The organism is Winogradskyella sp. UBA3174 (assembly GCF_002364335.1).
Lineage (GTDB): Bacteria > Bacteroidota > Bacteroidia > Flavobacteriales > Flavobacteriaceae > Winogradskyella.
Map to the genome: position 1 here is coordinate 172,506 of NZ_DEXW01000025.1, position 23,703 is coordinate 196,208.

Sequence of the window (23,703 nt, forward strand, 5' to 3'; positions counted from 1 at the left end):
AGTAGGGTTTTTATATAATGAGTTGTCTTAATTATAGAACACGATGAAAGAAGATAATACAAATAATAATTCAGATACGTTTTTAGCCAAATGGTTAGAAGGGGAGATTACTGATATGGAATTAAAAAGCCGTGTTAGTAAAGATGATTTTGAAGGGTATTTAAAGTTGAAAAAAGGAATTGCCATCTCTAACAAATTAAATGCACCTATTGATATAAGCTTTGATAAAATTAAACAACGATTAGCTAAAAAAGAGCAGAAAGTAAAATTTTTAAACACAAATTGGATTATTGGTGTTGCTGCGTCTATTGTCCTATTATTTGGCCTTTTTACCATGTTAGATACTAATGAACTTATTATAGAAACTGGTTTTGGAGAACAAAAAACTATTACACTTTTAGATGGCTCTGAAGTAATATTAAATTCAAAATCTAAAATTTCTTATAGTAAAGACGAATGGCAAGATAATAGACTGTTAACCTTAGAAGGTGAAGCTTATTTTAAAGTTAAAAAAGGTGAAACATTTACAGTGAAAACTAATAATGGCTCAGTTAGAGTTTTAGGAACGCAGTTTAATGTCAACGCGACTAATGATTTTTTTGATGTTGTTTGTTATGAAGGTAAAGTTGGTGTAAAAACCTTAGAATCAGATTATGTGCTGTTACCCAACGATGCTGTAAGAAAAATAAATGGTGATGCATCAGAGTCATTTAAAATACAAGAAAAACAGCCAACATGGATTGCGGGTGAAAGCACCTTTAAAAGCGTGCCAATACGTTACGTAATAACTTCTCTACAAGATCAATATAATATAAACTTCGATGCAGAAGCTATTGATGATTCTGTATTGTTTTCTGGTAGTTTTCCACATAATAACCTTAATATGGCATTAAAAACTGTTTTTGAAACATTTGAGATAAGATATATTGAAGAAGAGAAACGTAACATTAAGCTCAGGTATTAAAGATGAGGTTAATCTATATCTTTGTTTTAATGTTACTTCCATTATCAGCCTTTTCGCAAGAAGAGGCTTTTTACATTGCGTTTAAAGACGAACCTTTGTCTGACGTGTTTTCAAAGATTGAAGATACTTACGATGTTTTATTTTCTTATAAGGATGACTATATTAATACTAAACGTGTCACTTTAGTTAGAGACAAACGTACACTTTTAGAAGTTTTACAAGCTATTAAGTTATTGACACAGTTAGATTATAAAATCCTTAACGATCGTTATATCATTATTAATGAATCTTTAGAAAAAGTAACAGATTTATATAAGCTTGAAGCCGTAATTGTTAGAAGTTACCTAACAAAAGGTATTGAAAAAAATAGAGACGGATCCTATAAACTGTATCCTTCTAAGTTAGCAATATTACCAGGTCTAACAGAACCAGATGTCTTAGAGAGTATTCAATTATTGCCTGGTGTTATAAGCCCGAATGAAACTGCAACCGGTTTTTTTGTAAGAGGTGGAGCTTCTGACCAAAACCGATTAATATGGGATGGTATTAATTTATACCACAAAGGGCATTTGTTTGGAATGATTTCACCATTAAACCCGAATGTAACCTCAGAAATTAAATTTATAAATAAAGGAGCGCATGTTAGATACGGCGAGCGCTTGTCTAGTGTTATAGACATGTCTTCAAATTCAGAGATTTCTAATCAGATAAAAGCAGAAATAGGAGTAAACGGAGTCAATGCAGATGCTCTAATAGACATTCCTATTATAAAAAATAAGATGAATATTCAGGCATCTCTTCGAAGAAGTTACGTAGATGTTCTAGAAACATTTGCTTTTAATCAATTGTCAGACAAAGTTTTCGAAAGTACTAAGATTAATAACTCTGAAAATGCAAGTAATGCGTTTTCATTTTTAGACTACAACGTAAAACTCAATTTCAAGCCTAACAAAAACAACAGTCTTTATGCTAGTATTATTTCTATAGATAATCAGTTAGACCATGTTCAGAATGATATAGAAACTAATAGCGAATTTAATGATAAGTTACAAACAAGTAATATAGGTTACGGGTTCGGGTGGGTACTTAATTGGACTGACAAAATATCTCAAAACACAACAGCCTTTTTTTCGGATTACAAACTGAATTATAATTTTATTACTACAGAAAACAATGAGCAAGTTTCAGATTTTGAGAAGCGAAACACCATTTTTGATTCTGGTATAGCAACAGAAGTAAACATTAATACATCTAATACTAGTAATTACACATTCGGTTATCAATACACGCTTAAAGATGTTGCTTATGCATTTTTAAACACTACAGATCTTTCCTTTGTATTAGATACTGAAGATAATACTGTACAAACGCATAGTTTATATGGGAATTACAATTATAATAATGCTAAGCTTTTTGATGTCTCTTTTGGATTACGTAGTACTTACTTTAAAGAATTAGATGCAGTGAGAGTAGAGCCGAGATTAGTTGTTTTAGCTCCTGTTTTTAAACATTTAAAGCTTCAAGTAACAGGTGAAATTAAAAATCAAATTATCAGTGAAATCGATGAGACAATTTTAAGCAGTCTATCATTAGAAAATAGAGTTTGGCGATTAGCTAATGGTAATGAATTTCCGATTATAAATAGCCAGCAAGTTTCAGCTGGGTTTATCTACAATAAGAATAATTTAAGTATAGATTTTGATACATATTATAAAAGATTGAGAAATATAACGGCTTTATCTCTAGGTTTTTTAAACCCAAACAATAGTACTTTTAATATTGGTGAACAGAATATTTTAGGCGCAGATATTTTTATTAAAAAACGTTTTAACAGCTTTAATTCTTGGATTAGTTATTCGTTTAATAGAGCTAAAAGTAATTTTGAAAACTTAAATAATGATATAAATTTCACATCAAAGTCTAATATTACACATGCTGTATCGACGGCTTTAAGTTATAAGTTAGATGATTTTCAGTTTGCATTAGGTTGGAAATGGCAAACGGGAAAACCGTACACTATCGCAGAGCAAGGTAGTGACGGGTTAGAGTTTAATAACGGTATTAACACAGGGCAATTGCCTGTTTATCATAGATTAGACTTTTCTTCAACTTATAATTTTAAACTTTCAAATACCAATAGTTTAAGAGGTAAGGTCGGATTATCTATTCGTAATATCTATAACCGAAAAAACCTAATTAGTAGAGAATATAGAGGTAACAATAGCTTAGACGATCCAATTGAGCAAATAGAGACTTTTTCTATTGGTATTACACCAAATCTAATGTTTAGACTCTATTGGTAATAAGAGTGTTAAATTAATAAAAGCCATTAATTTCTTAATGGCTTTTTTATTCGATTGATTGATTGATTGATGAGTTATGTTTTAGAAACGGATTTCAAATTTTAAATCTTCTTTAGCTACTGTAAAGTTAGCATCACCATATTGTGGTGGTCCAAAAGCCATAACATTGTTAGATATTCCATAATCTTCTAAAGGCATTCCGTTTTCTCTAAAATCCATACGGTTGTTTTCATTTGCATCATGTAAGGCCATTATCGCATAGTCACCTGGTTGTACATTTTCAAAAGTGATTTCAACTTTACCATCTTTAATCTTAGTTTCAGTATTCATAATACCTTGACCTTTCATAAAAGTGTCTTTTGTATGTAGTGCGAAAGATACTTTGCCTGTGTCACTTTTTACATTGTCAATACTTACTGTTATAGTAATGCCGTCCTCTTGAGAAAAGCCAAATAATGAAGTGAAAACTAGTGCGATTGTTAAGATTAAATTTTTCATAATGATTTTTGTTTTAATGGTTTGTGTTTGTTTGATGATTCAAATATCTAACAAATGTCCGTGTAGAAATAATTGTTGTTACCCAACTGTGATTTTAATAGGATGAGTTGTGGTTTGGTTAGCTTTTAGTTGTTAGAATTTAGAAGCTAATAAACAAAAAAGTATATTTTATTCAGTTACTGAGCACTTAATACTAAAGCAATCCTCGGGCTTTTATCTCTAAATACTTGTTAATAGTATTAATCGTCAATTTTTCAGGCGGAGTTAATATGGCCTGGATACCATACTTCTGAAGTTCCTTAACCATCAATCGTTTTTCAAAAGCAAATTTCTCTGCAACTGTTTTATGATATATAGATTGTAAATCTTCAGCATTTTCTTTAATAATGGTATCTAATTCTGTGTTTTCAAAGAGTACAACAACAAGCATGTGCTTTTTAGATATGGCTTGCAAGTAAGGTAGTTGACGTTTTAGTGCACTTAAATGTTCAAAGTTTGTATATAATAAAAGTAAACTACGATGGGTTACTTTACGTTTTAGTTGGGCATAGAGTAAACCAAAATCACTATCGTTAAATTGGGTGTCTATATTGTATAGGTTTTCTAAAATACGATTGAGATAGGTGAGTTTATGTATAGCTGGTAGAAAGGATTCAATCTTTTTTGAAAATGAAATCATACCAACCTTATCATGTTTTTTTAATGCTACGTTACTAAAAGCTAGTGTTGAGTTAATGGCATAATCTAAAAGTTTTAAACCATTAAAAGGCATCTTCATTACACGACCTGTGTCTATAATAGAGTAGATAGGCTGGGATTTTTCATCTTGGTATTGATTAACCATTAACTGCGCACGTTTGGCAGTTGCTTTCCAATTTACAGTTCTAAAGTCATCACCGTTTACGTATTCTTTAATTTGTTCAAACTCTGAAGTATTACCAATACGTCTAATTTTTTTGAGTCCAATTTCAGTCAAAGAATTACTAATAGCTAAAAAGTCATATTTCTGCATTTGAATTATAGAAGGATAAACCATAACCATTTGCTTATTCTGAAACTGATACCTGCGTTTTATAATTTTTAAAATAGAAGACACAAAAACGTTGAGATGCCCAAAATAGTATTCACCTCTGTCTACTGGTCTCACTAAATAGTCAAAATCATGATTCTGATTTGGGTTCAATGTCGTTTTATATGAAAAATCTCTTTTCTGAAATTGAACAGGCAATTCATCAATAACATCTAAATAGGTTTTAAAGCCATATTTATTAGTGATTGTTATTGGCACAGGATTGCTATCACTGTTAGAAAACTTATCTGGTAAAATACGTCTAGCATTAATCGCGTTTTTTGGTTGATAAAGTAGAAGCAAGTCAATTAGTAAAATAACCACAATTAAAACCATCAATGTCCATGCTACAGAAAATAAAGCAGGTAACCAAAACGATAATAAAAAGCATACAGAAGCTACAGCTAAATAAATATAGAGCTGTTTGTGAATGTATAAAGACTTTAAGAATTTCATATTTACTTACTGCTTTTTATCTAGGCACCTCTACTGATTGCACTATCATCTCAATAACATTCTCAGTCGTCATACCTTCCATTTCGCGCTCTGGTGTTAAAATGATTCTATGGTTAAGAACAGGGTTTAAACCTTTCTTAATATCTTCTGGTGTTACAAAGTCACGGCCATTAATCGCTGCAAAGGCTTTAGCAGTATTTAATATAGCGATTGATGCTCTTGGTGATCCTCCAAGATATAAATGCGGATGGTTACGTGTTTTAGACACAATTTCTGCGATATATGTTATAATTTTTTCTTCTACAACAATAGCTTGTGTTTTAGACTTGTACTCTTCTAAAGATGCTGTGTCTAGTATCGCATTGATTAAGGTTTGTGGTTGCTCACCTTGTCTTTTATGATGCGAAGTAATAATCTTTACTTCATCTTCTAAAGAAGGATAATCAACTTTTATTTTAAATAAAAAACGGTCTAATTGTGCTTCTGGTAATGCATACGTACCTTCTTGATCAATGGGGTTTTGTGTTGCTAAGACCATAAACGGATTGTTAAACTTATACGTTGTACCATCTACCGTAGCTTGGCGTTCTTCCATAGTTTCGAATAAAGCAGCTTGTGTTTTAGCCGGTGCTCTGTTAATTTCATCAATTAAAACGATGTTAGAAAAAATAGGACCTTTTTTAAATTCAAATTCCGAAGACTTCATATTTAAGATCGAAGTTCCCAAAACATCACTCGGCATTAAATCTGGCGTAAACTGAATTCGACTAAAATCAGTTTTTAAAACCTTTGCAAACAATTTTGCTGTAACCGTTTTTGCAATTCCGGGAACACCTTCAATTAAAACATGTCCATCGGCTAATAAGGCCACAATAAGTAATTCTACAAAATTGTCCTGTCCTATGATTACTTTTCTAAGCTCTTCTTTAATGCTTTCTACTGCATTTTTAAGGCCTTCTAGTTGAATTCTATTATCAAAGTTTAAATCGTCGTTTACTGCTTCGTTTTCCATTGGTTATGGGATTTAAATTGTTCTATTAAGGTATTTAACCGTTCTAATTCTGAATTATTTATCGTTGCTTTACTATTCAAACTATTAATATGATTGAATAGTGTTTTTGTGTCTTCAACTGTATTATTACTTCTTGCAGCTAAATTGGTAATGAATGTGTCATTAATTTCCGAAGTACTTAGATGCATTATGTTTCTTATATAATCTAAGAAATGGGTAATCTTATGATTAGAAATGTCTTTATGCTTGCCGTTTTCATAATACATATTGGCAATAGTCCTTGTGAAATCTACGGTTTTATTTTTTAAAGGTCTCACTATCGGAATAGCACGCTGCTTTCGCTTTCCTTCAAAAATGATATAAATTAAAACACCAATAAGCATTATGTAATACGCCCATTTTAAAGATTTAGTACTTAAAAATAAATACATTGGTGATGTATAAAATTTCTTTCCGTTTTTATAATAGGTATCGACAAAAACAGGTTTGCTTGTATCTATGTAAGACATTAAGCCAGCTGTATAATCTTGATTAGGGGATGTTAGCATAAAGTAATTTGTAAAAGCCTGCGGAAATGTATTGAGGATAATTTCTCCATCTCCAAAAGATTGCTTTATCGTATTTACTAAAGAATCTTTAATTACTGTGTTTTCACCTCTGTAGGTGTCAATAAAACCAAGTATGGTGGTCTGTGTTGTATCAATTTCATCAAAATAAAAAAAGGTGTTTGCTTTATCGTATTTATAGTTTTGCTTATTGTCTAATAATGGGTTTACAAGGTTGACTTGATATTCGTTGTTAAAATTTTCAAACGTTTTCACTGATTTTGTCTTCAGATTTAAAGTATCTAATAGTTTATCTTCAAAATCTACAGCAGAAACAATTAGTGTGTTTCCATTATCAACCCAATCTAAAAGTGTATTCAGTTCCTCTTTTCCAAAATTAATACCGCCATTGTAAAACAAATAAGTGCCTTCTACATTAGTTTCTTCTAGAAACTCAAATGGAGGACGCTCAACTGGAGTAATATTATTAGAAATACGGTTGAGCTGCTCATTAAAGACATACGAGCCAAACGGAATTTTATGATGCGTAGCATAAGATGGATACCAATTTACATCTTTCGGTTTGGTCATCTCCAAAAACACAATGATTATAATTGACAATGCAACTAATACGATATATAGTTTCCCTTTTTTACTCATCGCGTTTCAATGGTTTTATTTAGAGTTTCAAAAGGTAATTTTAAGGTTTCGAATTTTAAGACGTCTACATCAAATTCTCCATACCATACATAATCGTAAATTCTTGTAATGTTTTTAAAACTTACTTTTAAATCGTTTTTTTCTATTTCATTTATGTAATCATCATTAGTTTTCTGAGGTTGCCAAATAATGTTACCACCATCGCTAAGATATTTTAGTGATAATAGATAATAGTAACGAATAGCGAGTCTGTAATTTTGTTGGTTTATAGCTTCTTTTATTAGAGCAGGAATATCTTCATTCTGAATAATTTGCTCTTCTTCAGTTAATATAACGGAACCGTTTTGTTGTGCTTTAATTTTTAGGTTATTTGAATTCACTTTTAAGAAAAAACGAATGAGTAAAAAAACCAGAAAACCTAATAAAATATAAGGTAGAATTCGAAACACAAAATAAAGAAAACCAGTTGCCGTACCTACGCCAAAAATAGTTTCCCAAAATTCGAGAAGGAAGTTTTGGAGCCAACGATAAGCTTTATCTAAAAAACCGTCTTCGGCCTCAACTTCGAAATAGTTAAAATCTTCGTCTGCTTTGTAGGTTTCTAAGTCGTCTTCTGTAATGGTTTGTTTTTCTAAAGTGGTATCATCGTAATTTACGGGTTGCTCTTTTTGTTGACCAAAGGCGTATTGACCAATAAAAAAAACAAAAAATAACAACCTGTATATATACATTTATTCTTCTATTTTCCCAATTTCACTAATACGATCGTAAGTACCTGTAAAGTTTGTTTTTTCATGAAGATGGAAATAAATAACAGCACCACCAATAACTAAAATTGTATTTAGTATAAATTGAAAAAAGGTATTAAGGATATTTAAAAAGATGATAACTGGGTCAGCATAAAAACTATCCATATTTGATGGGTCAATTTCACCAGAAAAAACACCAGTACCAACTAAAGCATAAATAATTGAAGGAATAGAAAGTGCTAAACCAACGATGTAGTATATGATACCTAAAACAATAAAAGAGCCAAATGCAGTCCAGAAATCTGCGTTTACTAGCGTAAAGCTTTGGCTGTACGCATCTGTTGTAGAGCGTCTAGTTTCAAAAACAAAAATACTAAAGACAACAGCCATTGGTATCATAGCATAAAATACAGGTAAAATACAAATCATTGTCGCAATGATTAACGTTATGCCTTTAAGAAAACTCAATCCAAAAAATGACCAAAACGTATTATAAACATTTTTTTTAATTTCACTTAAATTAGTATCTCCTTTATTGTCTACATAAGATTTTATATAATATAGAGTAACTGAGGTAGTTAAAATATAAGCAGTGATTGCAGATATAAAATAACATATTCCGGCAATTACTGTAGCTAAGATATTACCTGAATTGAACGATGGTTCTCCTAAAGACGTAAAATCAAATATATCGCCAGCGACGTAATTATAAGCACCAAGAGACACCATTAAAATTAATATTGCAGGACCTGCAATATTAAATATAGCTTTCATTAAAGGTTTAAATTCATTTCTAATAAAACCAAAAGTATCCGTTAGTATAGCACTAAAATCACTTTGTTTTCTAAATTCTATGTAGGGTTTATTCATATTGTGTTTGGTTAAATTTAGTTGGTTAGTTCAATTGTATTTTTAAACTCAGTGAGTTTTTTTAATTTTCTATGTAGCTGAATTGGGTAAATAACGTAATAAAATAAGATGAGTGCTAATGAACCTCCAATAATTAAAATAGCCAGCCAATCTGGCATTTCGGTATGTCTGGTTACAAAGCCCTCTAAAAAGCCTGCAATAATAAAAAACGGAATGGTGCTCATTAATATTTTTAAGCCATTAATAACTCCGCGCTTAAAAGATTCTAGTCTAGGTAATGTCCCAGTAAAAAGAATTCCGTTACCCATAACAAGACCTGCGCAACCTGCTATTACAATTACCGATATTTCTATGGTACCGTGTATCCAAATTGTGCGAGCAGATTCCCAAAGTAAGCCTTGTTCGTAAAAAAAATATTGAAAACTACCTAACATAATACCGTTTTGCATCATTATATATAATGTGCCAACACCAAGCATAATACCATAGCCAAATGCAAAAAGTGCAACTTTAATATTATTAAGTGTAATACCTAAAAACATATTAAACTCACCTTGCTGTTTGTATACAGCCATTGGGTCTCCTTTTTTTATGTTTTCTAAAGTCATGTTTACATAACCATCCCCTAAAAAAGAGCGTACAAAGTCACCTTCGTTAGCTGCAGAGAATGCGCCAACAATAACAAATAAGGTAAAGGTTAAAAAAGTAATTAGAAGTTCTCTCTGATGTTGATAAAACATAGTAGGGAACTCTGTCTTAAAGAAAGAAATAAGGCGGTTTTTTGGTTCTTTTTTAGTCTTGTAAATATTCTGGTGTGCTGATGATGCTAATTGATTTAGATAACGTTCTGTATTACTATTTTTGTAAAACGTTTTAGCATAGCTCAAATGATCTGTGACTTCAATATACAGGTCAGACAACAAATCGGGATCAATATTGATTTTATTTGCAAGAACGCTTTCAAATTCTAACCATTTGTCTTTATTTTGCTTTACAAAAGCCGCTTCGCGCATATACTAATCCCTTTAGCTTTCAAAGAAAAGAAAATATGGACGAATTTCAAATAGAAACTGCTCAAAATGTAGGTATAAATCAAAACGTTGCTAGTATTGGAGATCGTTTGCTTGGTTATCTTATTGACAGTGCTGTTATTCTTCTATATGGAATCTTAGCCATATTACTTCTAGTTAAATTGAATTTAGAGCCAGGTGATTCTTGGACAATTTATCTATTAGTCTCATTACCAGCATTTTTGTATTATGTTTTGCTCGAAACCTTTTTAAATGGTAAGACCATTGGAAAGACTTTAATGAAAACACGAGTGGTGAAATTAGATGGTTCGCCACCAAGTTTTGCAAATTATTTTGTGAGATGGATTTTAAGAATTATTGATGTTGCATTAACAACTGGAGGTGGAGCTGTGCTGACTATCTTATTAAAAGGAAATGGCCAACGTATAGGCGATATCGCAGCAGGAACTACTGTTATAAGCGAAAAACAAAAACTAACGATTAATGACACTTTGGTAAAAGATTTACCTTTAAACTATTTGCCAACCTACAGCCAAGTCACCGTATTAAAAGATAGTGATATGCAGACCATTAAAAATTTATACGATGATGCCGTTAGAAATGGAAACCATAATATTATTGTAAACTTACATTATCGTCTTTTAAAAGTAATGTCTATTGAGACCAATGAAAAACCTTTAGATTTTGTAGCTAAGGTCATAAAGGATTATAATTACTATACTCAGAATATGTAAGTAGATAGACACAATTACTGTGAAGGCAGAAATCTTGCATATAAATTAGATGCTGCATTTAGTACCGAATGATAAATATAAATTATATAAAAAAACCATGTTTATTCAAACTATTGATATTTTAGGAACCATCGCTTTTGCCATTTCTGGTGTGTTGGTCGCCATGAATAAACGTATGGATCCGTTTGGTGTGTTTATAATTGCTTTCGTTACTGCTGTAGGTGGTGGTACATTACGCGATCTGCTAATAGGTTCTACACCTGTGTTTTGGATGGCAGATATGATATTTATATATGTTATAGCTGCAGCTACATTTGCGGCTGTAGTTTTTAGAAATCAAATAAAGCACTTAAGGAAATCACTCTTTTTATTCGATACTATCGGAATTGGTTTATATACAGTTATCGGAATTGAAAAAGGTTTAAATGCAGACTTACATCCCATAATATGTGTTGCTTTAGGTACAATATCTGCCTGCTTTGGAGGTGTAATACGGGACATTTTATGTAATGAAATCCCTGTGATTTTCAGAAAAGAAGTATACGCAACAGCTTGTATATTTGGTGGGAGTACTTATTTTATTTTACGCGAGTTTATTACAGATCAAAACTTAATTTTTGTTATTTCACTAAGTGTGGTTATAACGGTTAGGTTATTGGCTGTGATTTTTAAAATTAGTTTACCAACTTTATACGGTGATGAAGGCAATAAATAGATGGAAATTTATTAATTGCTAAGACCTTTATTCTTGTCAATATTTATTGATCCCTTTTAAGTTTAAAATTTTATTTCTGATAAGCGCCAGAAGAATAGGTGAGTTCATAGCTATGCGTGTATATTTCAAATACAATTCCGAAAGGATCTTGTACATAAACCATTTTATAAGGCTTATCGTCAGGGTAATATTCTCGTATTGGCATGCGTTGTTTACCACCATGTTCAACTATTTTTTTAGTCAAGTTTTCTATATCTGGATCTTGAACGCAAAAATGAAATAGGCCTGTATTAAACGGATTAAAAGCGGGTGCTTCTTTTTTGCCGTGTGGAAAAGAGAATAATTCTATACCAATACCGTCAGAGGTAGACATATGTGCAATATCAAATGTTTCCCAATCGTCACCAAAGACATCAATACACATTTGTCCAATTGCTGTATCGCTTTCTTTTTGCACCTTAGATGGTGCCATAATAACATACCATCCCATGACGTTTTTGTAAAAACCAACGGCTTTGTTTATATCTGGTACGGTAATTCCGATGTGCGAAAATGATTTAGGGTAACTAGTTTTATCTTTCATACTTTTTAAATTTGTTTAATTTTATCTGTTGTTACCTATAGTTTTTATTCAATACCTCAATTGCTTTTAATAGAACAGCATCAGAATTATCGTTCTTATAGTTTAATATTTTAAAATCGGGCTCAATTCCTTTTCCTTCGTAATTTACCATTTTTGTAGAAAAATACTGTTGGTGAGAAAGTGTTACTTTCCAACCGTTTAGTAATGAACCCTAACATCCACTATTTATAGCGAATGAGGCTATAATTGCGCCTCATTCGCTATACATACTTTTGTGTTTAGTTTTGTTCGGAGTCTCCTCGTATACTACATTAAATATACAATAAATTGGCGAGGTGCAATTAACAGTAGACGTTGGTATATAATTAGTAGACGGGAAGCGTTTTCAAAACGCGATTCTAAGTGCCGTAGGCAATTACATGCCAACGTGATTGTATAAGATTAGTTGCATGGTTAAGCGCATAATTTAGCAAATAAAAAACGAATAAAAAATCCGCGAAGATTTTCGTAAGTAGGCGAGGACTAGCAATAAATTATATACTGTGTTGGCATTTCGTTATTTTTTTTCCAATGTTTTCATTAACTCAAAACATAGTTTATCAATATTTCCCATATTCGGATTGAATGCTGACACATTTGAAAGTATTATTATACCGTTTTTTGTCTTTTCGTCAAATACCATTGATGACGAATATCCACCTGTCCCACCATTATGCCAGTACCAAATGTTTTGAGATTGGGATTTTAATAAATGCCATCCTAAACCAATATCCATAGTGTCGTTTATTTCAAAGGTTTTCTGCCTTGTCAATTCTAATGCCTTGTTTGAAGGTTTAAATTGAGCAATAACAAATTTCGATAAGTCCTCTGGCGTTGATAGTATTCCACCAGCACCAGCCAAAATTGAAAATTCCCAATTTGGAATCTCTTTTCCTTCATTATTTAGTCCTCTTACTAAATGTCCTTTTACTTTATTAATATCTGCTGTTGAGTTTTGCATCTCGTATTTGGAAAATATTTTATTCTGTAATAGGTTTTCATAAGTAGTATTTCCAATTTTACTTAACGTGTAACCCATTAATCCTCCTCCTAGATTCGAATATTGATAGTCGCCTTTATTTGACAATTCAAGATGGTTTGTTAGATATTCCTCCAATTCTTTTTCCTTATATTCTTTATACGGATTTTCAAGATTTACTTTTGCTAAATCTAAGTTTGAAGGCAAACGAGGAAGTCCAGAAGTATGATTAGCTAAATTGATAAACGCTATTTTTATATTATTATGAAAAGGTGTTTTTAAATAATCATTGATATTATTATTTAGTTTAATTTTTCCGTCTATAACAAAATTAGCAAGTAGCGTGGATGTAAACACTTTTGAAATAGAACCTATTTCAAAGACACTTTTATGATTATCAATTGCCGAAATGGTATCATTATTCTTTTTTGTGCCGTAATAACTCACTTTTCCATTATTGATAAAAGCTATCGAAACTTGTGTTTGATTAGGAAAAGTCTTAGCGTTTTCAAATATTAATTGAGATTGCTTTTTTGAAATACTACTAGCTTTAATAGATAAATTATTTATCACAGTTTCTGAAGTATTTTCTTCTGCAAAAGGTGTTACAGCAAAACCATTAATTTTAGAATTATTGTCTAAAGAAATATTTAGGGCGTAAATGGCGTTTTCAAAATTTGTTTTGTAAACCGCAACACTCTCGTTTTTATAACTTACAAATTCTCTTTTGGTTATGTTTCCAGCTTGTTTTTTCAAATTTGTTAAATAGGGTGCTAATTTATTTAAGGGCACTGCTACTTTCATATCGCTTGAAAACATAGAGAAAACAACTTCAAAATTGTTAGTATTGTAGTTTTTTACAAAGGCCTCTACAACGACTTTGTAAGTAGGTTTTTCAGTTTGTGCAAATGTTATGTTTGTAATCAAAACAAATAAGCTTATTGATATAATTTTTTTCATAATTGTTACTATTTTTTTCTTTTTAATTTTTTTAAAAACTTTTTTAATAATTGAGACATTTTTGATGAATCCCTAGCAATAGAGTCCTTTTCCCATTGGCTCACATTTCCTTTATATTGTTTCCAAGCCGATTTGATTTTTGTTACATCAGATTTAATTGAATCTTTTTCCCATTGACTTGTATTAGCCTTTAATTCTTCAATTAAAGTTGAAAAAAGAAAATTAATTTTTTCTCCTTCGGATGAATTTCCCCAGGTTTCTTTTATGTCTTGCCAAGTTTCTCTTTGTTCCTGTTTTGCCATTTTATTTTAATTTAGGGGTTATACAATCCAATAATATTTTTTTTATTCTTTTCATTTTTACAGCAATGTGATTTTCAGTCAAATCCGTTATTGCTGCTATTTCTTTATAATGCAGTTCGTCTAAATGCATAATAACAATTGATCCATCAACTGCATCCAAAAGTGAAATACATTCACGTAGTGCCTTGAACTTTATCTCTTCAATTTCATCTGGAATAGTTTCCGAAAGCTTGAACTGGATGGATTCTAATCGCTTGGTTTTGTTGTTCAAGCTTTCAAACTGCATTTTAGAACGATTGCATACGTTTAGTGCAATTTTATAAATCCAAGTACTGATATTAGATTTTCCTTTAAATGTTGAATATGACTTCCAAATGTGAAATATTACTTCTTGGAAAAGATCTTGTGGTTCAATTGGTGAAACAGCATATATTCTACATATTCTGTAAATACAGGTCTTATTGTCTTCCAGAATCTGATTAAATAGTTGTTCTTCTTGTTTTTGCATATTATATTTTTTCTATTTCCTGTTTTCTATTAACTTTAGTGACAAGAGTTGTGGAAATATGACAAGAAAATTCAATTATTTTTCAATTAGTCAGTTTTAGTGGAGATTTTCATGCTGGGTTTAATGAATACCAAAGTAATGTGTATGTTTAGTTGCGTGGTTAAGCAATTAAATTAGCAAACAAATACGGACTAGAGAAAATTCCAACGGAATTTTACAGATGAGCACTCACCAAAGCAATTAATTATTCACCGTGTTGGCAAATCGTTTTTATTTTTAATACCCTCCACCAATTACCATACTTGAGATAAGAGCAAATACAAAATTGATTTCAGAGGTTATATATTATCGTTTTGTTGGATCAATTACAGATTTAATGATACCAATACAGAAATAATACCACGCTTATAAAGTTCTGCAATCTGTTTGACCAATCTTCTGAGGACTGGTTTCACTATTCTATTGTCTTTATTGGTCATTACATTCGTTCCAACTTTAATAATAATTATTTCTTTATGCATATTCGTTTTCTTTGCCCAATTCAATAGCACGCGTAAACGCAGCGAATGCGGCTTCCTTTATCAATTCATTTACGTTATTATCATCCATCGAATCTAGTGCAGCTCGCGTTGTTCCGCCTTTGGAAGCTACTTTCTCCATCCAGGAATTAGGAGATAAATCAGATTGATTAAAAAGTTCTATAGCACCTTTAAAGGTTTGACTAACCAATACCCTAGATTCATTCTTTGAAAATCCCATTTCCAAGCCAGCTTCCAACATACTATGCATGAAGTAAAATACGTATGCAGGTCCGCTACCAGAAATTCCGGTGGAAGCGTCTATTAAACTTTCATTACTAACCAAAATAGACTTCCCTGTAGTGTTCAACAAATTTTCTACAGTTAATAACTCTATTCGTGAGACTTCTGATGAAGCCACATAAGATGTTAATCCAAGCCCAACTTTTGCAGGTAAGTTTGGCATCGCGCGTATGACTTTCTTTGCAGCAGAAAATTCCTTTATTGCGTCTAAAGTAACTCCCGCCATAATTGAAATTATAATTTGATCTGATGTGACCATCGGGTGGATTTTTTTGAATAGCTCTTCAGCGTGATGTGGTTTGACCGCAACAAAAATTATATCCGCTTTTGGCACACAGTCTTCCAGTTTTTTAAAGGTATCGAAGTGTGAAATTTTATAAAGTTCTTCTAATTTTTCGTCAGAATTGTCCAATACCATGATGTTTTTCTTCTTGAGTAGTTTTGATTTAGATATTCCTTCGGCATAGGCGAGGCCCATATTACCTGCTCCAATTACTAGTATTTTCATTAAATATTATGAGTTTATTAATTATTTAAATAAAACAGACTGTCATTTAGATTACGCAATCATCACAATTTTTCACTTCACCATAATAGGTTTCTCGATATTTATGTAGTGTTTTAATAGGCAAGCCTAAAAAGCGTTTTTTTATATAGGTAACTTTGGTTAAAAGTTCTCCCATTTTTTTACTATATCTTTTCTCAGTTTTTGTCTTTCTTTTAATATCAATAATTTTCATAAACTAATTTTTGCTTTGTATAATAATTTCAATATTTCTTGAGTTCGTTGAAGAGCTTGCTTAATGCCGCTGCCAAATAAATCACATTATTAACCTATAACCTATAACCTATAACCTATAACCTATAATCTTTAATGCGTTGCTTTGTTTAATGCGTTTTTTTATTTATTACTGTATTTATGTAGATTTTTTGAAATTAATCTATCGCTTTTCGAAGCTAAAGCGCATGGATTATTGCGTCAATATTGTGGGTATCAACTAATTTTTCAGCGTATGCTTTGTGACCGTGAGGTGCCAGTAAATGGAGTCTTCCTCTCTTTATTGAAGCAAGGAAACTTAGCACTTTCCATTTAGCAACTGTTTTTTTTTGGTTCTCATTTTTTAAAGCTATTACTGAATAATGTTTAACTCCACCATGAGTAACAAAGGATAAATCAGCCTGAATTTCTTCATGAGTAGTTTTGCTAGTAAATATTCTAGGGCTTTCATATCCCTTTGAAATCGACTTAAAAGAAATTGTAGATTTATTGTTTGCCCACACAACAGCCTTTTCTAGATATGCATCTTTCTTCATATATTTTTTTATTGAAACTATGATAAAAGTTCTTTATTAACAGGGTCTTTATCTAAAAATACAAAATATAGTTCGTATAGAACCTATTTAAAAGTTTTAATATAAGAATTAAAACATTAAGTAGCTGGTATTTAAGGTTTTGTAAAAATAACACCTTTTTACTATATAACCATGATGTAGGTGTTATAGAATTTAGCCAATACAAATTATTCGGGATGATCTGTTATTTCTTTTATTGTAAGTAATGGGGCTGCATCTATATCTTCTACATCCATTATTATAGTTAGTAATTCTATATTTCTATCTAATTCTTCTATTTGCTCCGCGGTTAATTTCTCTAATCTTTTTGATAGTTTCTCTTGAAGTGTGGGTGGGTATTTATAAAGTAAATCAGCACCTTTAGCTGTCAAAATAACATATATAGCTCTCTTGTCATTAGGTTTTTGGGACTTAGCAACTAAGGTTTTGCCCTCTAATCTGGAAATAATACCAGAAACGGTACTAGCATTTAGATTGATGTATTCTTTAATATCTTTGGCAAAAGCTCTATAATCATTTTGGTCAGATAGATATTGAAGCACTAAAAGCTGGGGTATGCTTATTCCTAATTCTTTCTCTATTTTTTTGCTTTCTAGATTGATAGAACGTATAATTTTGCGCAGTTTTATAAGAATTTCAGTGTATTTCACAGCGTATATATTTTTAAGTTAACCGAAAATAAAACTATTTTAGGGATATAAATAGTTTTATTTACTTAGAAAATTAATATAGTTTTTATAGAAACTATAAAAGATAGTGATAATCTTTTAGCATCTTCTAGGAGCTTTTCTTATAGTTAAATAATAGTAAGGTCTTGAGTGTGCTTACTCTCTACATTTCTGACTATTCATTGGATACTGTTCTTGTGTTAATTGGGAACTACATTTGTTGTTTGTTTTTTAAACTCGTTTATCTGTTCTTCCATTTTCTCTAATGAAAAATTGATGGCCTCTGTTTAAGTTAACAGAGTAATTTTCTTTTTTTTTGTGATTTACAAGCGGAAATTTTGTGATGATGTTAAGTTTTTCTTAAATACTCGGAAAACTTTATCCATCATTCTTTATTGTCTTTGATAAAGGATAGTTTTGTACTTTAATTAAATGAAAACTAGAATTTTATGAGTCAAGTAAAAGAAAATGACACGGTAAAAGTACATTACACAGGAAAATTAAAAGATGGAAAAATATTTGATAGCTCTAAAGATGGTGAGCCATTAGAGTTCACTTTAGGACAAGGTACGTTGATTCCTGGTTTTGAAAAAGCAGTTATGGATATGAAAGTGAATGATAAAAAAACTGTAGATATTTCAGTGACCGAGGCTTACGGTGATGTTCGTGAGGAATTATTCCATAAAGTAGAAAATGAACAACTTCCGGAAGAATTAAAGCCAGAAGTCGGATTAGGTTTAGTCTCCAAAGATGCACAAGGGAATGAGCATCAATTTAGAATTATAGAGGTTGATAATGACCATGTTATTGTTGATGGAAATCACCCTTTGGCTGGTCAAGAATTAGTGTTTGACCTAGAGTTGGTTGATATTAAATAAGATTAATTTACTAAAAAATATGAAATTCTTTGAGGATAACAACATAGGTTTTTTTATTTCAACAATTTATTTATAAATTAATTATTTTCTTCACAATCGTTGTGCAATTTGAATTATGAACTTGCTCTTTTCTGAAATATTATGTTTTAGTTTCAACGTTTGCCAACTTTATTTGTATGGTTGGCAGCGTTGTTAAGCAACTAGATTAGTAAACAAATAGGTGCTAGAGAAAATTCCAGCAGAATTTTCCAGATAATTAATTGCCAAAGCAATTAATTATACACAGTGTTGTCTACGTTTTTTATTCAGTCTTTTAATGAATTTAGTTTTTTCATAACAAACAAAGTAAGCGACTTAAACCGATATGTAAAAATCACCATTGGTTTCAAGCTCATCGTTTTCCAAATTCAACTTCTAAATTAAATTCAGTTTCTAAAAAACGGTAAAACAAGCTCCTAAAAATAGAAATTAAGAATCTTAATTAGTCTATAATTTCTACGGTTTTAATAAAAACGTTTTTAAGTGGCCATTCACCTTGGTCAGTTTCTACAGCTGCAATTTCATCTACAACATCCATACCTTTAATAACTTCACCAAAAACAGTGTATTCACCATCTAAATGATAAGCTCCTTCCTTTTTTTGTACGATAAAAAACTGATATGGAGAGGCTAATTTATAGGCGTTTTCTATGTCTCCACTTGGCATAGAAATAGTACCTCTTTTGTGTGTGTAACCACGCTTGGTGTCTAGTGGTAAAAGGTAGCGTCCTATTTTTTGTCTACGTTTTGCAACATCATAACCATCGCTATTACCACCTTGAATTATAAAATTATTAACGACTCTGTAAAATTGGGTGTAATTAAAATAATTCTGCTTGGTTAAGAAAATAAAATTAGCACGATGGAATTTGGTTTTGTCGTAGAGTAGAATGTCTATATTTCCAAAATCTGTGACAATCCGTACCTTATTTTCTTTGTGTTCTTTTTCGTATTCTAAAAAGAATTCCATAGCATTATTATCAGTAAGCTTGGGGTATTCTCGTCTTGTTTTTTCTTTTAGTTTTTTTTGTGATTCGGTTTTTACGATAGAATCTTTTACAGCACTAGCGTCACTTTTTTTTGAAGTTTGTTTATCTTCACAATTCAATACCAATAGCGCAATACAAATAACTAATAGAAATCTCATAAATGCTTTTTAATTCGTTTTTAGAATCTGTAGTAAAAATAAAACATCTCAATCTTTTTGGCGAAGCTTCGCATGCAAAAATGTCTCCACCTTACCGATTAGAGTTGGCAGAGAAAATGAAAGGGAAAGCAAAATCAGTTAAAAAGGCAGGTGTTATGGCTTTATTTTACCCGAATGAAGCAGGAGAAACCTACCTTATTTTAATATTACGAAAGACATATAAAGGTGTACATTCTGGTCAAGTTGGTTTTCCTGGTGGAAAATATGAAGATAAAGACAACGACTTAATGATTACTGCAATACGAGAAACAGAAGAAGAAGTTGGAGTGCCAAAATCTATGGTTGAGGTTATAAAAACGATGTCTCCGTTATACATACCTCCAAGTAATTTTATGGTTCATCCTTATTTAGCAGTATCTGAGACTACTCCAAATTTTGTAAAGCAAGATGAAGAAGTTGAAGGTATAATAGAAGTGAAGTTAATAGATTTTATAGATGAAAGTAATATTATAACTACAAGAGTACCAACGTCTTTTAATGTTGAAGTAGATGTCCCAGCTTTTAAATTGAACGGATATATTGTTTGGGGTGCGACAGCGATGATGCTTGGTGAGGTAAAAGACTTGTTAAAACAAGTTTTATAGTCCATCCTGTTTGTTACATTTGTAATTGACTAAAATTGAAAATTAAACTATGGGATTATTTAAAAAAAACCCTTTCGGACATATACTTTTCGTTAAGAAATGGTTGATTAGAATCCTAGGTGTCGCCACGCACAGACGTTTTAGAGGTTTTAATGAGTTGAAGGTAGAAGGTTCAGAAATATTAAAGAATTTACCAGACACTAACGTTTTATTTATATCGAATCACCAAACCTATTTTGCAGACGTTATTGCTATGTTTCATGTCTTTAACGCTAGTTTAAGTGGTCGTTTAGATAATATAAAAAATGTAGGTTATTTATGGAATCCTAAGCTGAATATGTATTATGTAGCAGCTAAAGAAACTATGAAATCTGGTTTGTTACCTAAAATTTTCGCTTACACAGGTTCTATTAGTATTGAGCGAACTTGGAGAGCACAAGGTAAAGATGTAAATCGCCAAGTTAAAATGAGTGATATCACAGCCATAAAAACAGCTTTAGATGATGGTTGGGTAGTAACGTTCCCTCAAGGTACAACAACACCTTTTAAGCCGATTAGAAAAGGTACAGCACATATTATTAAAACATACCAGCCAATCGTAGTTCCTATTGTTATTGACGGTTTTAGACGTTCATTTGATAAAAAAGGACTTCGAATTAAAAAGAAGAATATCTATCAATCTTTTGAAATTAAAGAACCTTTAAAAATAGACTACGAAAACGAATCTATTGCAGATATCGTTGAAAAGATTGAATATGCCATTGAGCAGCACCCCTCGTTTTTAAAAGTAATTCCACAAGAGGAAATAGAAGAAAAGGAACGATTGAATAAAGAGTTGAGGGATTGGTAGTTTAGTCTACTCTTAGCAGTCTTCAGTTAGCAGTTTTTATATAAAATTCTGCATCTGTCTTGTTTTGCTTATATAATCGTATCGCTTTTATAATGCTATAAGTTACTACTGATAATAAAAACAATTCTACAATTGGAAGTATCCAAGTTTTTAAAAGGCTTAGATAGTAATGGTTTTTCTGCAGGAATAATAAATGAATAGACAATAATACAAAGTATAAGAAAAGGAACTACTGTAGTTTTTGGGATAGACTTTTTTCGAATAAGTAAAAAGTAAATAAAAGGTGTAATTAATAACAAATCTATAGTTATAGCTAAACTCAATTTATTAGGATGCGTAGCAAATATTGATAATTATGTTATTAAGATCATTGCGCTAATGATGAGCAATGGCATTACTAGTATGATTAAGTTATTTTCAAGTTTAAATACTTTTTCCTACACTTCGTGTGAAATTAAATTAAGCTAAATTTCGAGTTTTTTTAATTCATCATAATTTTGATTGAGACGCTTTAAAAGCACACCATAGATCAATCTATAAAATAACCAAATTAGAATTAAAAAAACGGCTGCAATAAAGACCGCAAATAAATAGAGAATTATCATTTGAGTCGTATTTGCTTCAACTATTTGTTGATGAAACTCTAGGTTTTCATTATACTCAAAATATAGTGAAAGTGGAATTGAAAGAAAAATGAGTGATAAGGTGAAAATTACATAATATTTAATAATTTTTCTGGTCTTTAGGATACTTTCCATTAGCTTTTTAGAGCTATCAGTACTAGATATTGCTTTGTAAGACTTATAAAGTAGGTAAATGAAAAGTAAAATCACTAGGTAGCTAAGTGTATTAAACACTACAAAAAGAGGGTTCTCATAGCTCGTATCTAACTTCTCCTTAAAAGTTGAGGATAGAAAATAAGGAAGGATACCAGCTAAAAGCCAAAAACCTAATTCGGCAATACTAATATAAAATAAAGTCTTAACAATTGTAGACGATTTTTTATGTATCATTGGTTTGATTTCAGAATCTGAATAGTTTTTAAACGTATCAGTTTCTTTATTCCAATCTTTCTTTAATAAATCTAATTCATCCATAATGTTACGGATTAAGTATTGTTCTTAATTTCTTTTTTACGCGATTCATTTTTACTCGTGCATTAACTTCGCTAATGCCTAAAGTAGCGCTTATTTCTCTGTAGTCTTTGTCTTCTAAATACAAGAACACAAGGGCTTTTTCTATATCGTTTAATTGATGTACTGCTTTATACAAGAGCTTTAATTGTTGCTCTTCAGTATCATCATATTCTTCAGCTTTAACCTTATACTCAACCGCATCAAACTCTTGTGTGTTAATTCTACGTTTCGATTTTCTGTACAACGTAATAGCTGTATTTAAACCTACACGATACATCCATGTACTAAACTTTGAGTCTCCTCTAAATTTTGGATACGCACGCCATAACTGAATTGTTATTTCCTGAAACAAATCGTTATGCGCATCTGCATTGTTGGTATATAAACGACATACCTTATGCACAATGTTTTGATTTGTTCGCAGTTGTTCTACAAAACTATGTTCGAGTTCTTTGTTCAATTGATGAGATTGGTTAGTTATCTAATTAGTAGTTATATGTTTTATTTTGTTACACTTATTTTTAAAATTCCTATAATAATTAAATATTGAGCTAAGGCATAGGTTACTATAATACTAATATTAGACCAGGGTATTGTATGATTAAACTTATTTAGTGCTAAAATACTGTCGGAAGCCATAAAAAGCAATGCACCTAAGAAAACAAGACCATAACTAACAATGTTAACGTTGTTTTTTCTTAAATAAGCAGTGGTTGCCATAGTTAAGATAACAATCATATATACAGCAACAGGTATTAGCATAGTGCCTAAGCCATCCTTTAAAAAATAGAATAAACTTGCTCCATAAACTAAAATTAATATAATAAAACCATAAGGTGAGTTCTCTTTATTTCTATGTTTAAGAAATAATATAATATACATAACGTGAGCGAGTAAAAAAGCAATTAAACCTATTGTAAAAAAGTGTTCTGATTTATCTACAAATAGTAGTAGAACGTCACCTATTAAAGAAAATACCAATGCTGAGATTGTAAGGTTTTTAATAGGTTTAGATAATGATTTTGATCTGTTTATAAACAAAAAGATAAGACTTATTACTATAGCAGGCTTCGCTATATAATGAGCAGTTTTAAGGGTTTCTGTGCTTCCTGTTAAGATTTCTATTAAAACAATAATAAAGAATAGAATTGAAAATTGTTTTTCAATATTGGTTAGCATATGTGTTTGGT

26 protein-coding genes and 1 pseudogene are annotated in these 23,703 nt (G+C 31.0%); 7 read left to right on the plus strand and 20 right to left on the minus strand.

The annotated features are described in order from the left end of the window. The first annotated feature begins 43 nt into the window (after positions 1-43). Both B2U95_RS03275 and B2U95_RS03280 read left to right on the plus strand, forming a co-directional pair. Positions 44-964 (plus strand): FecR family protein, encoded by a 921-nt coding sequence (locus tag B2U95_RS03275; RefSeq protein ID WP_296312758.1) that lies wholly within the window; start codon positions 44-46, stop codon positions 962-964. A 29-nt stretch (positions 965-993) separates the two neighbouring features. After that, the gene (locus B2U95_RS03280) at positions 994-3,267 is read left to right on the plus strand and encodes a TonB-dependent receptor domain-containing protein (RefSeq protein ID WP_296312760.1); all 2,274 of its coding nucleotides are present in this window, start codon (positions 994-996) and stop codon (positions 3,265-3,267) included. 81 nt (positions 3,268-3,348) lie between these two features. On the opposite strand, the gene B2U95_RS03285 is transcribed toward B2U95_RS03280, so the two are convergent. From B2U95_RS03285 to B2U95_RS03315, 7 genes are all read right to left on the minus strand, one after another. After that, on the minus strand, positions 3,349-3,765 hold the full coding sequence (locus B2U95_RS03285; protein ID WP_296312763.1) for a DUF2141 domain-containing protein: 417 nt from the start codon (positions 3,763-3,765) through the stop codon (positions 3,349-3,351). 193 nt (positions 3,766-3,958) lie between these two features. Then, on the minus strand, positions 3,959-5,290 hold the full coding sequence (locus tag B2U95_RS03290) for a DUF58 domain-containing protein (RefSeq protein ID WP_296312766.1): 1,332 nt from the start codon (positions 5,288-5,290) through the stop codon (positions 3,959-3,961). A 16-nt stretch (positions 5,291-5,306) separates the two neighbouring features. Next, the gene (locus B2U95_RS03295; protein ID WP_296312768.1) at positions 5,307-6,302 is read right to left on the minus strand and encodes an AAA family ATPase; all 996 of its coding nucleotides are present in this window, start codon (positions 6,300-6,302) and stop codon (positions 5,307-5,309) included. Then, on the minus strand, positions 6,284-7,507 hold the full coding sequence (locus tag B2U95_RS03300) for a DUF4350 domain-containing protein (RefSeq protein WP_296312770.1): 1,224 nt from the start codon (positions 7,505-7,507) through the stop codon (positions 6,284-6,286). The genes B2U95_RS03295 and B2U95_RS03300 overlap by 19 nt, the downstream gene beginning before the upstream one ends. After that, a complete protein-coding gene (locus B2U95_RS03305; protein WP_296312772.1) occupies positions 7,504-8,238 on the minus strand; it encodes a DUF4129 domain-containing protein in 735 nt (244 codons plus the stop codon). The genes B2U95_RS03300 and B2U95_RS03305 overlap by 4 nt, the downstream gene beginning before the upstream one ends. Beyond that, complete coding sequence (locus B2U95_RS03310; protein WP_296312774.1) at positions 8,239-9,126, minus strand: hypothetical protein; 888 nt, start codon at positions 9,124-9,126, stop codon at positions 8,239-8,241. 17 nt (positions 9,127-9,143) lie between these two features. Beyond that, complete coding sequence (locus B2U95_RS03315) at positions 9,144-10,139, minus strand: stage II sporulation protein M (protein ID WP_296312776.1); 996 nt, start codon at positions 10,137-10,139, stop codon at positions 9,144-9,146. Between the two features lie 35 nt (positions 10,140-10,174). Here B2U95_RS03315 and B2U95_RS03320 point away from each other — a divergent pair, with 35 nt between their 5' ends. Together B2U95_RS03320 and B2U95_RS03325 are read left to right on the plus strand one after the other, a co-directional pair. Beyond that, positions 10,175-10,891, plus strand: coding sequence for an RDD family protein (locus B2U95_RS03320; RefSeq protein WP_296312778.1), 717 nt, complete (start codon positions 10,175-10,177; stop codon positions 10,889-10,891). A gap of 97 nt (positions 10,892-10,988) precedes the next feature. Further along, positions 10,989-11,606, plus strand: a complete 618-nt coding sequence (locus B2U95_RS03325) for a trimeric intracellular cation channel family protein (protein WP_296312780.1) — start codon at positions 10,989-10,991, stop codon at positions 11,604-11,606. A 70-nt stretch (positions 11,607-11,676) separates the two neighbouring features. Here the strand turns inward: B2U95_RS03325 and B2U95_RS03330 are convergent, their stop codons facing one another. The 9 genes and pseudogenes from B2U95_RS03330 to B2U95_RS03370 all read right to left on the minus strand — a co-directional run bounded on the left by B2U95_RS03330 (position 11,677) and on the right by B2U95_RS03370 (position 17,801). Then, positions 11,677-12,189, minus strand: a complete 513-nt coding sequence (locus B2U95_RS03330) for a VOC family protein (RefSeq protein ID WP_296312785.1) — start codon at positions 12,187-12,189, stop codon at positions 11,677-11,679. A gap of 556 nt (positions 12,190-12,745) precedes the next feature. Beyond that, positions 12,746-14,167: a serine hydrolase gene (locus B2U95_RS03335; protein WP_296312789.1), complete on the minus strand. Its 1,422-nt coding sequence runs from the start codon at positions 14,165-14,167 to the stop codon at positions 12,746-12,748. Positions 14,168-14,175: 8 nt separating this feature from the next. Next, positions 14,176-14,469: a hypothetical protein gene (locus B2U95_RS03340; RefSeq protein ID WP_296312792.1), complete on the minus strand. Its 294-nt coding sequence runs from the start codon at positions 14,467-14,469 to the stop codon at positions 14,176-14,178. A gap of 1 nt (position 14,470) precedes the next feature. Then, positions 14,471-14,977, minus strand: coding sequence for an RNA polymerase sigma factor (locus B2U95_RS03345; protein WP_296312794.1), 507 nt, complete (start codon positions 14,975-14,977; stop codon positions 14,471-14,473). 377 nt (positions 14,978-15,354) lie between these two features. Next, a pseudogene (locus tag B2U95_RS03350) lies at positions 15,355-15,498 on the minus strand (glutamate 5-kinase); the annotation flags it as partial. Continuing rightward, complete coding sequence (gene proC, locus B2U95_RS03355) at positions 15,491-16,306, minus strand: pyrroline-5-carboxylate reductase (protein ID WP_296312799.1); 816 nt, start codon at positions 16,304-16,306, stop codon at positions 15,491-15,493. The gene proC and the pseudogene B2U95_RS03350, both read right to left, overlap by 8 nt. A gap of 46 nt (positions 16,307-16,352) precedes the next feature. After that, positions 16,353-16,538, minus strand: a complete 186-nt coding sequence (locus tag B2U95_RS03360) for a hypothetical protein (RefSeq protein WP_296312803.1) — start codon at positions 16,536-16,538, stop codon at positions 16,353-16,355. A gap of 217 nt (positions 16,539-16,755) precedes the next feature. Then, positions 16,756-17,112 carry a hypothetical protein gene (locus tag B2U95_RS03365; RefSeq protein WP_296312806.1) on the minus strand — a complete coding sequence of 119 codons (357 nt, stop codon included), beginning with the start codon at positions 17,110-17,112 and terminating at the stop codon, positions 16,756-16,758. Positions 17,113-17,318: 206 nt separating this feature from the next. Then, entirely contained in the window at positions 17,319-17,801 is a 483-nt protein-coding gene (locus tag B2U95_RS03370; protein ID WP_296312811.1) for a MarR family winged helix-turn-helix transcriptional regulator, read from the minus strand. 467 nt (positions 17,802-18,268) lie between these two features. Between B2U95_RS03370 and B2U95_RS03375 the strand changes: the two genes are divergently transcribed. Next, positions 18,269-18,697, plus strand: coding sequence for an FKBP-type peptidyl-prolyl cis-trans isomerase (locus B2U95_RS03375; protein ID WP_296312814.1), 429 nt, complete (start codon positions 18,269-18,271; stop codon positions 18,695-18,697). Between the two features lie 481 nt (positions 18,698-19,178). Here B2U95_RS03375 and B2U95_RS03380 read toward each other — a convergent pair whose 3' ends face one another. Then, the gene (locus B2U95_RS03380; RefSeq protein ID WP_296312817.1) at positions 19,179-19,883 is read right to left on the minus strand and encodes a peptidylprolyl isomerase; all 705 of its coding nucleotides are present in this window, start codon (positions 19,881-19,883) and stop codon (positions 19,179-19,181) included. Positions 19,884-19,885: 2 nt separating this feature from the next. Between B2U95_RS03380 and B2U95_RS03385 the strand changes: the two genes are divergently transcribed. Beyond that, on the plus strand, positions 19,886-20,527 hold the full coding sequence (locus tag B2U95_RS03385; protein WP_296312821.1) for an NUDIX hydrolase: 642 nt from the start codon (positions 19,886-19,888) through the stop codon (positions 20,525-20,527). 49 nt (positions 20,528-20,576) lie between these two features. Then, complete coding sequence (locus B2U95_RS03390; protein ID WP_296312824.1) at positions 20,577-21,377, plus strand: lysophospholipid acyltransferase family protein; 801 nt, start codon at positions 20,577-20,579, stop codon at positions 21,375-21,377. A 464-nt stretch (positions 21,378-21,841) separates the two neighbouring features. On the opposite strand, the gene B2U95_RS03395 is transcribed toward B2U95_RS03390, so the two are convergent. The 3 genes from B2U95_RS03395 to B2U95_RS03405 are packed head-to-tail and all read right to left on the minus strand — an operon-like array spanning position 21,842 to position 23,692. Next, positions 21,842-22,474: a hypothetical protein gene (locus B2U95_RS03395; protein ID WP_296312828.1), complete on the minus strand. Its 633-nt coding sequence runs from the start codon at positions 22,472-22,474 to the stop codon at positions 21,842-21,844. Positions 22,475-22,478: 4 nt separating this feature from the next. Continuing rightward, complete coding sequence (locus tag B2U95_RS03400) at positions 22,479-22,973, minus strand: RNA polymerase sigma factor (protein ID WP_296312831.1); 495 nt, start codon at positions 22,971-22,973, stop codon at positions 22,479-22,481. A 41-nt stretch (positions 22,974-23,014) separates the two neighbouring features. Next, complete coding sequence (locus tag B2U95_RS03405; RefSeq protein ID WP_296312833.1) at positions 23,015-23,692, minus strand: lysoplasmalogenase; 678 nt, start codon at positions 23,690-23,692, stop codon at positions 23,015-23,017. Between the last annotated feature and the right edge of the window lie 11 nt (positions 23,693-23,703).

Bases quoted from the DNA above. Each gene is read 5' to 3' on its own strand.
- B2U95_RS03280 (WP_296312760.1), top strand. From the start codon at position 994: ATGTTACTTCCATTATCAGCCTTTTCGCAAGAAGAGGCTTTTTACATT.
- B2U95_RS03360 (WP_296312803.1), bottom strand. From the start codon at position 16,538: ATGAAAATTATTGATATTAAAAGAAAGACAAAAACTGAGAAAAGATAT.
- B2U95_RS03285 (WP_296312763.1), bottom strand. From the start codon at position 3,765: ATGAAAAATTTAATCTTAACAATCGCACTAGTTTTCACTTCATTATTT.
- B2U95_RS03295 (WP_296312768.1), bottom strand. From the start codon at position 6,302: ATGGAAAACGAAGCAGTAAACGACGATTTAAACTTTGATAATAGAATT.
- B2U95_RS03395 (WP_296312828.1), bottom strand. From the start codon at position 22,474: ATGGATGAATTAGATTTATTAAAGAAAGATTGGAATAAAGAAACTGAT.
- B2U95_RS03320 (WP_296312778.1), top strand. From the start codon at position 10,175: ATGGACGAATTTCAAATAGAAACTGCTCAAAATGTAGGTATAAATCAA.
- B2U95_RS03300 (WP_296312770.1), bottom strand. From the start codon at position 7,507: ATGAGTAAAAAAGGGAAACTATATATCGTATTAGTTGCATTGTCAATT.
- B2U95_RS03315 (WP_296312776.1), bottom strand. From the start codon at position 10,139: ATGCGCGAAGCGGCTTTTGTAAAGCAAAATAAAGACAAATGGTTAGAA.
- B2U95_RS03330 (WP_296312785.1), bottom strand. From the start codon at position 12,189: ATGAAAGATAAAACTAGTTACCCTAAATCATTTTCGCACATCGGAATT.
- B2U95_RS03310 (WP_296312774.1), bottom strand. From the start codon at position 9,126: ATGAATAAACCCTACATAGAATTTAGAAAACAAAGTGATTTTAGTGCT.
- B2U95_RS03325 (WP_296312780.1), top strand. From the start codon at position 10,989: ATGTTTATTCAAACTATTGATATTTTAGGAACCATCGCTTTTGCCATT.
- B2U95_RS03305 (WP_296312772.1), bottom strand. From the start codon at position 8,238: ATGTATATATACAGGTTGTTATTTTTTGTTTTTTTTATTGGTCAATAC.
- B2U95_RS03380 (WP_296312817.1), bottom strand. From the start codon at position 19,883: ATGAGATTTCTATTAGTTATTTGTATTGCGCTATTGGTATTGAATTGT.
- B2U95_RS03375 (WP_296312814.1), top strand. From the start codon at position 18,269: ATGAGTCAAGTAAAAGAAAATGACACGGTAAAAGTACATTACACAGGA.
- proC (WP_296312799.1), bottom strand. From the start codon at position 16,306: ATGAAAATACTAGTAATTGGAGCAGGTAATATGGGCCTCGCCTATGCC.
- B2U95_RS03405 (WP_296312833.1), bottom strand. From the start codon at position 23,692: ATGCTAACCAATATTGAAAAACAATTTTCAATTCTATTCTTTATTATT.
- B2U95_RS03275 (WP_296312758.1), top strand. From the start codon at position 44: ATGAAAGAAGATAATACAAATAATAATTCAGATACGTTTTTAGCCAAA.
- B2U95_RS03335 (WP_296312789.1), bottom strand. From the start codon at position 14,167: ATGAAAAAAATTATATCAATAAGCTTATTTGTTTTGATTACAAACATA.
- B2U95_RS03290 (WP_296312766.1), bottom strand. From the start codon at position 5,290: ATGAAATTCTTAAAGTCTTTATACATTCACAAACAGCTCTATATTTAT.
- B2U95_RS03345 (WP_296312794.1), bottom strand. From the start codon at position 14,977: ATGCAAAAACAAGAAGAACAACTATTTAATCAGATTCTGGAAGACAAT.
- B2U95_RS03390 (WP_296312824.1), top strand. From the start codon at position 20,577: ATGGGATTATTTAAAAAAAACCCTTTCGGACATATACTTTTCGTTAAG.
- B2U95_RS03365 (WP_296312806.1), bottom strand. From the start codon at position 17,112: ATGAAGAAAGATGCATATCTAGAAAAGGCTGTTGTGTGGGCAAACAAT.
- B2U95_RS03340 (WP_296312792.1), bottom strand. From the start codon at position 14,469: ATGGCAAAACAGGAACAAAGAGAAACTTGGCAAGACATAAAAGAAACC.
- B2U95_RS03385 (WP_296312821.1), top strand. From the start codon at position 19,886: ATGCTTTTTAATTCGTTTTTAGAATCTGTAGTAAAAATAAAACATCTC.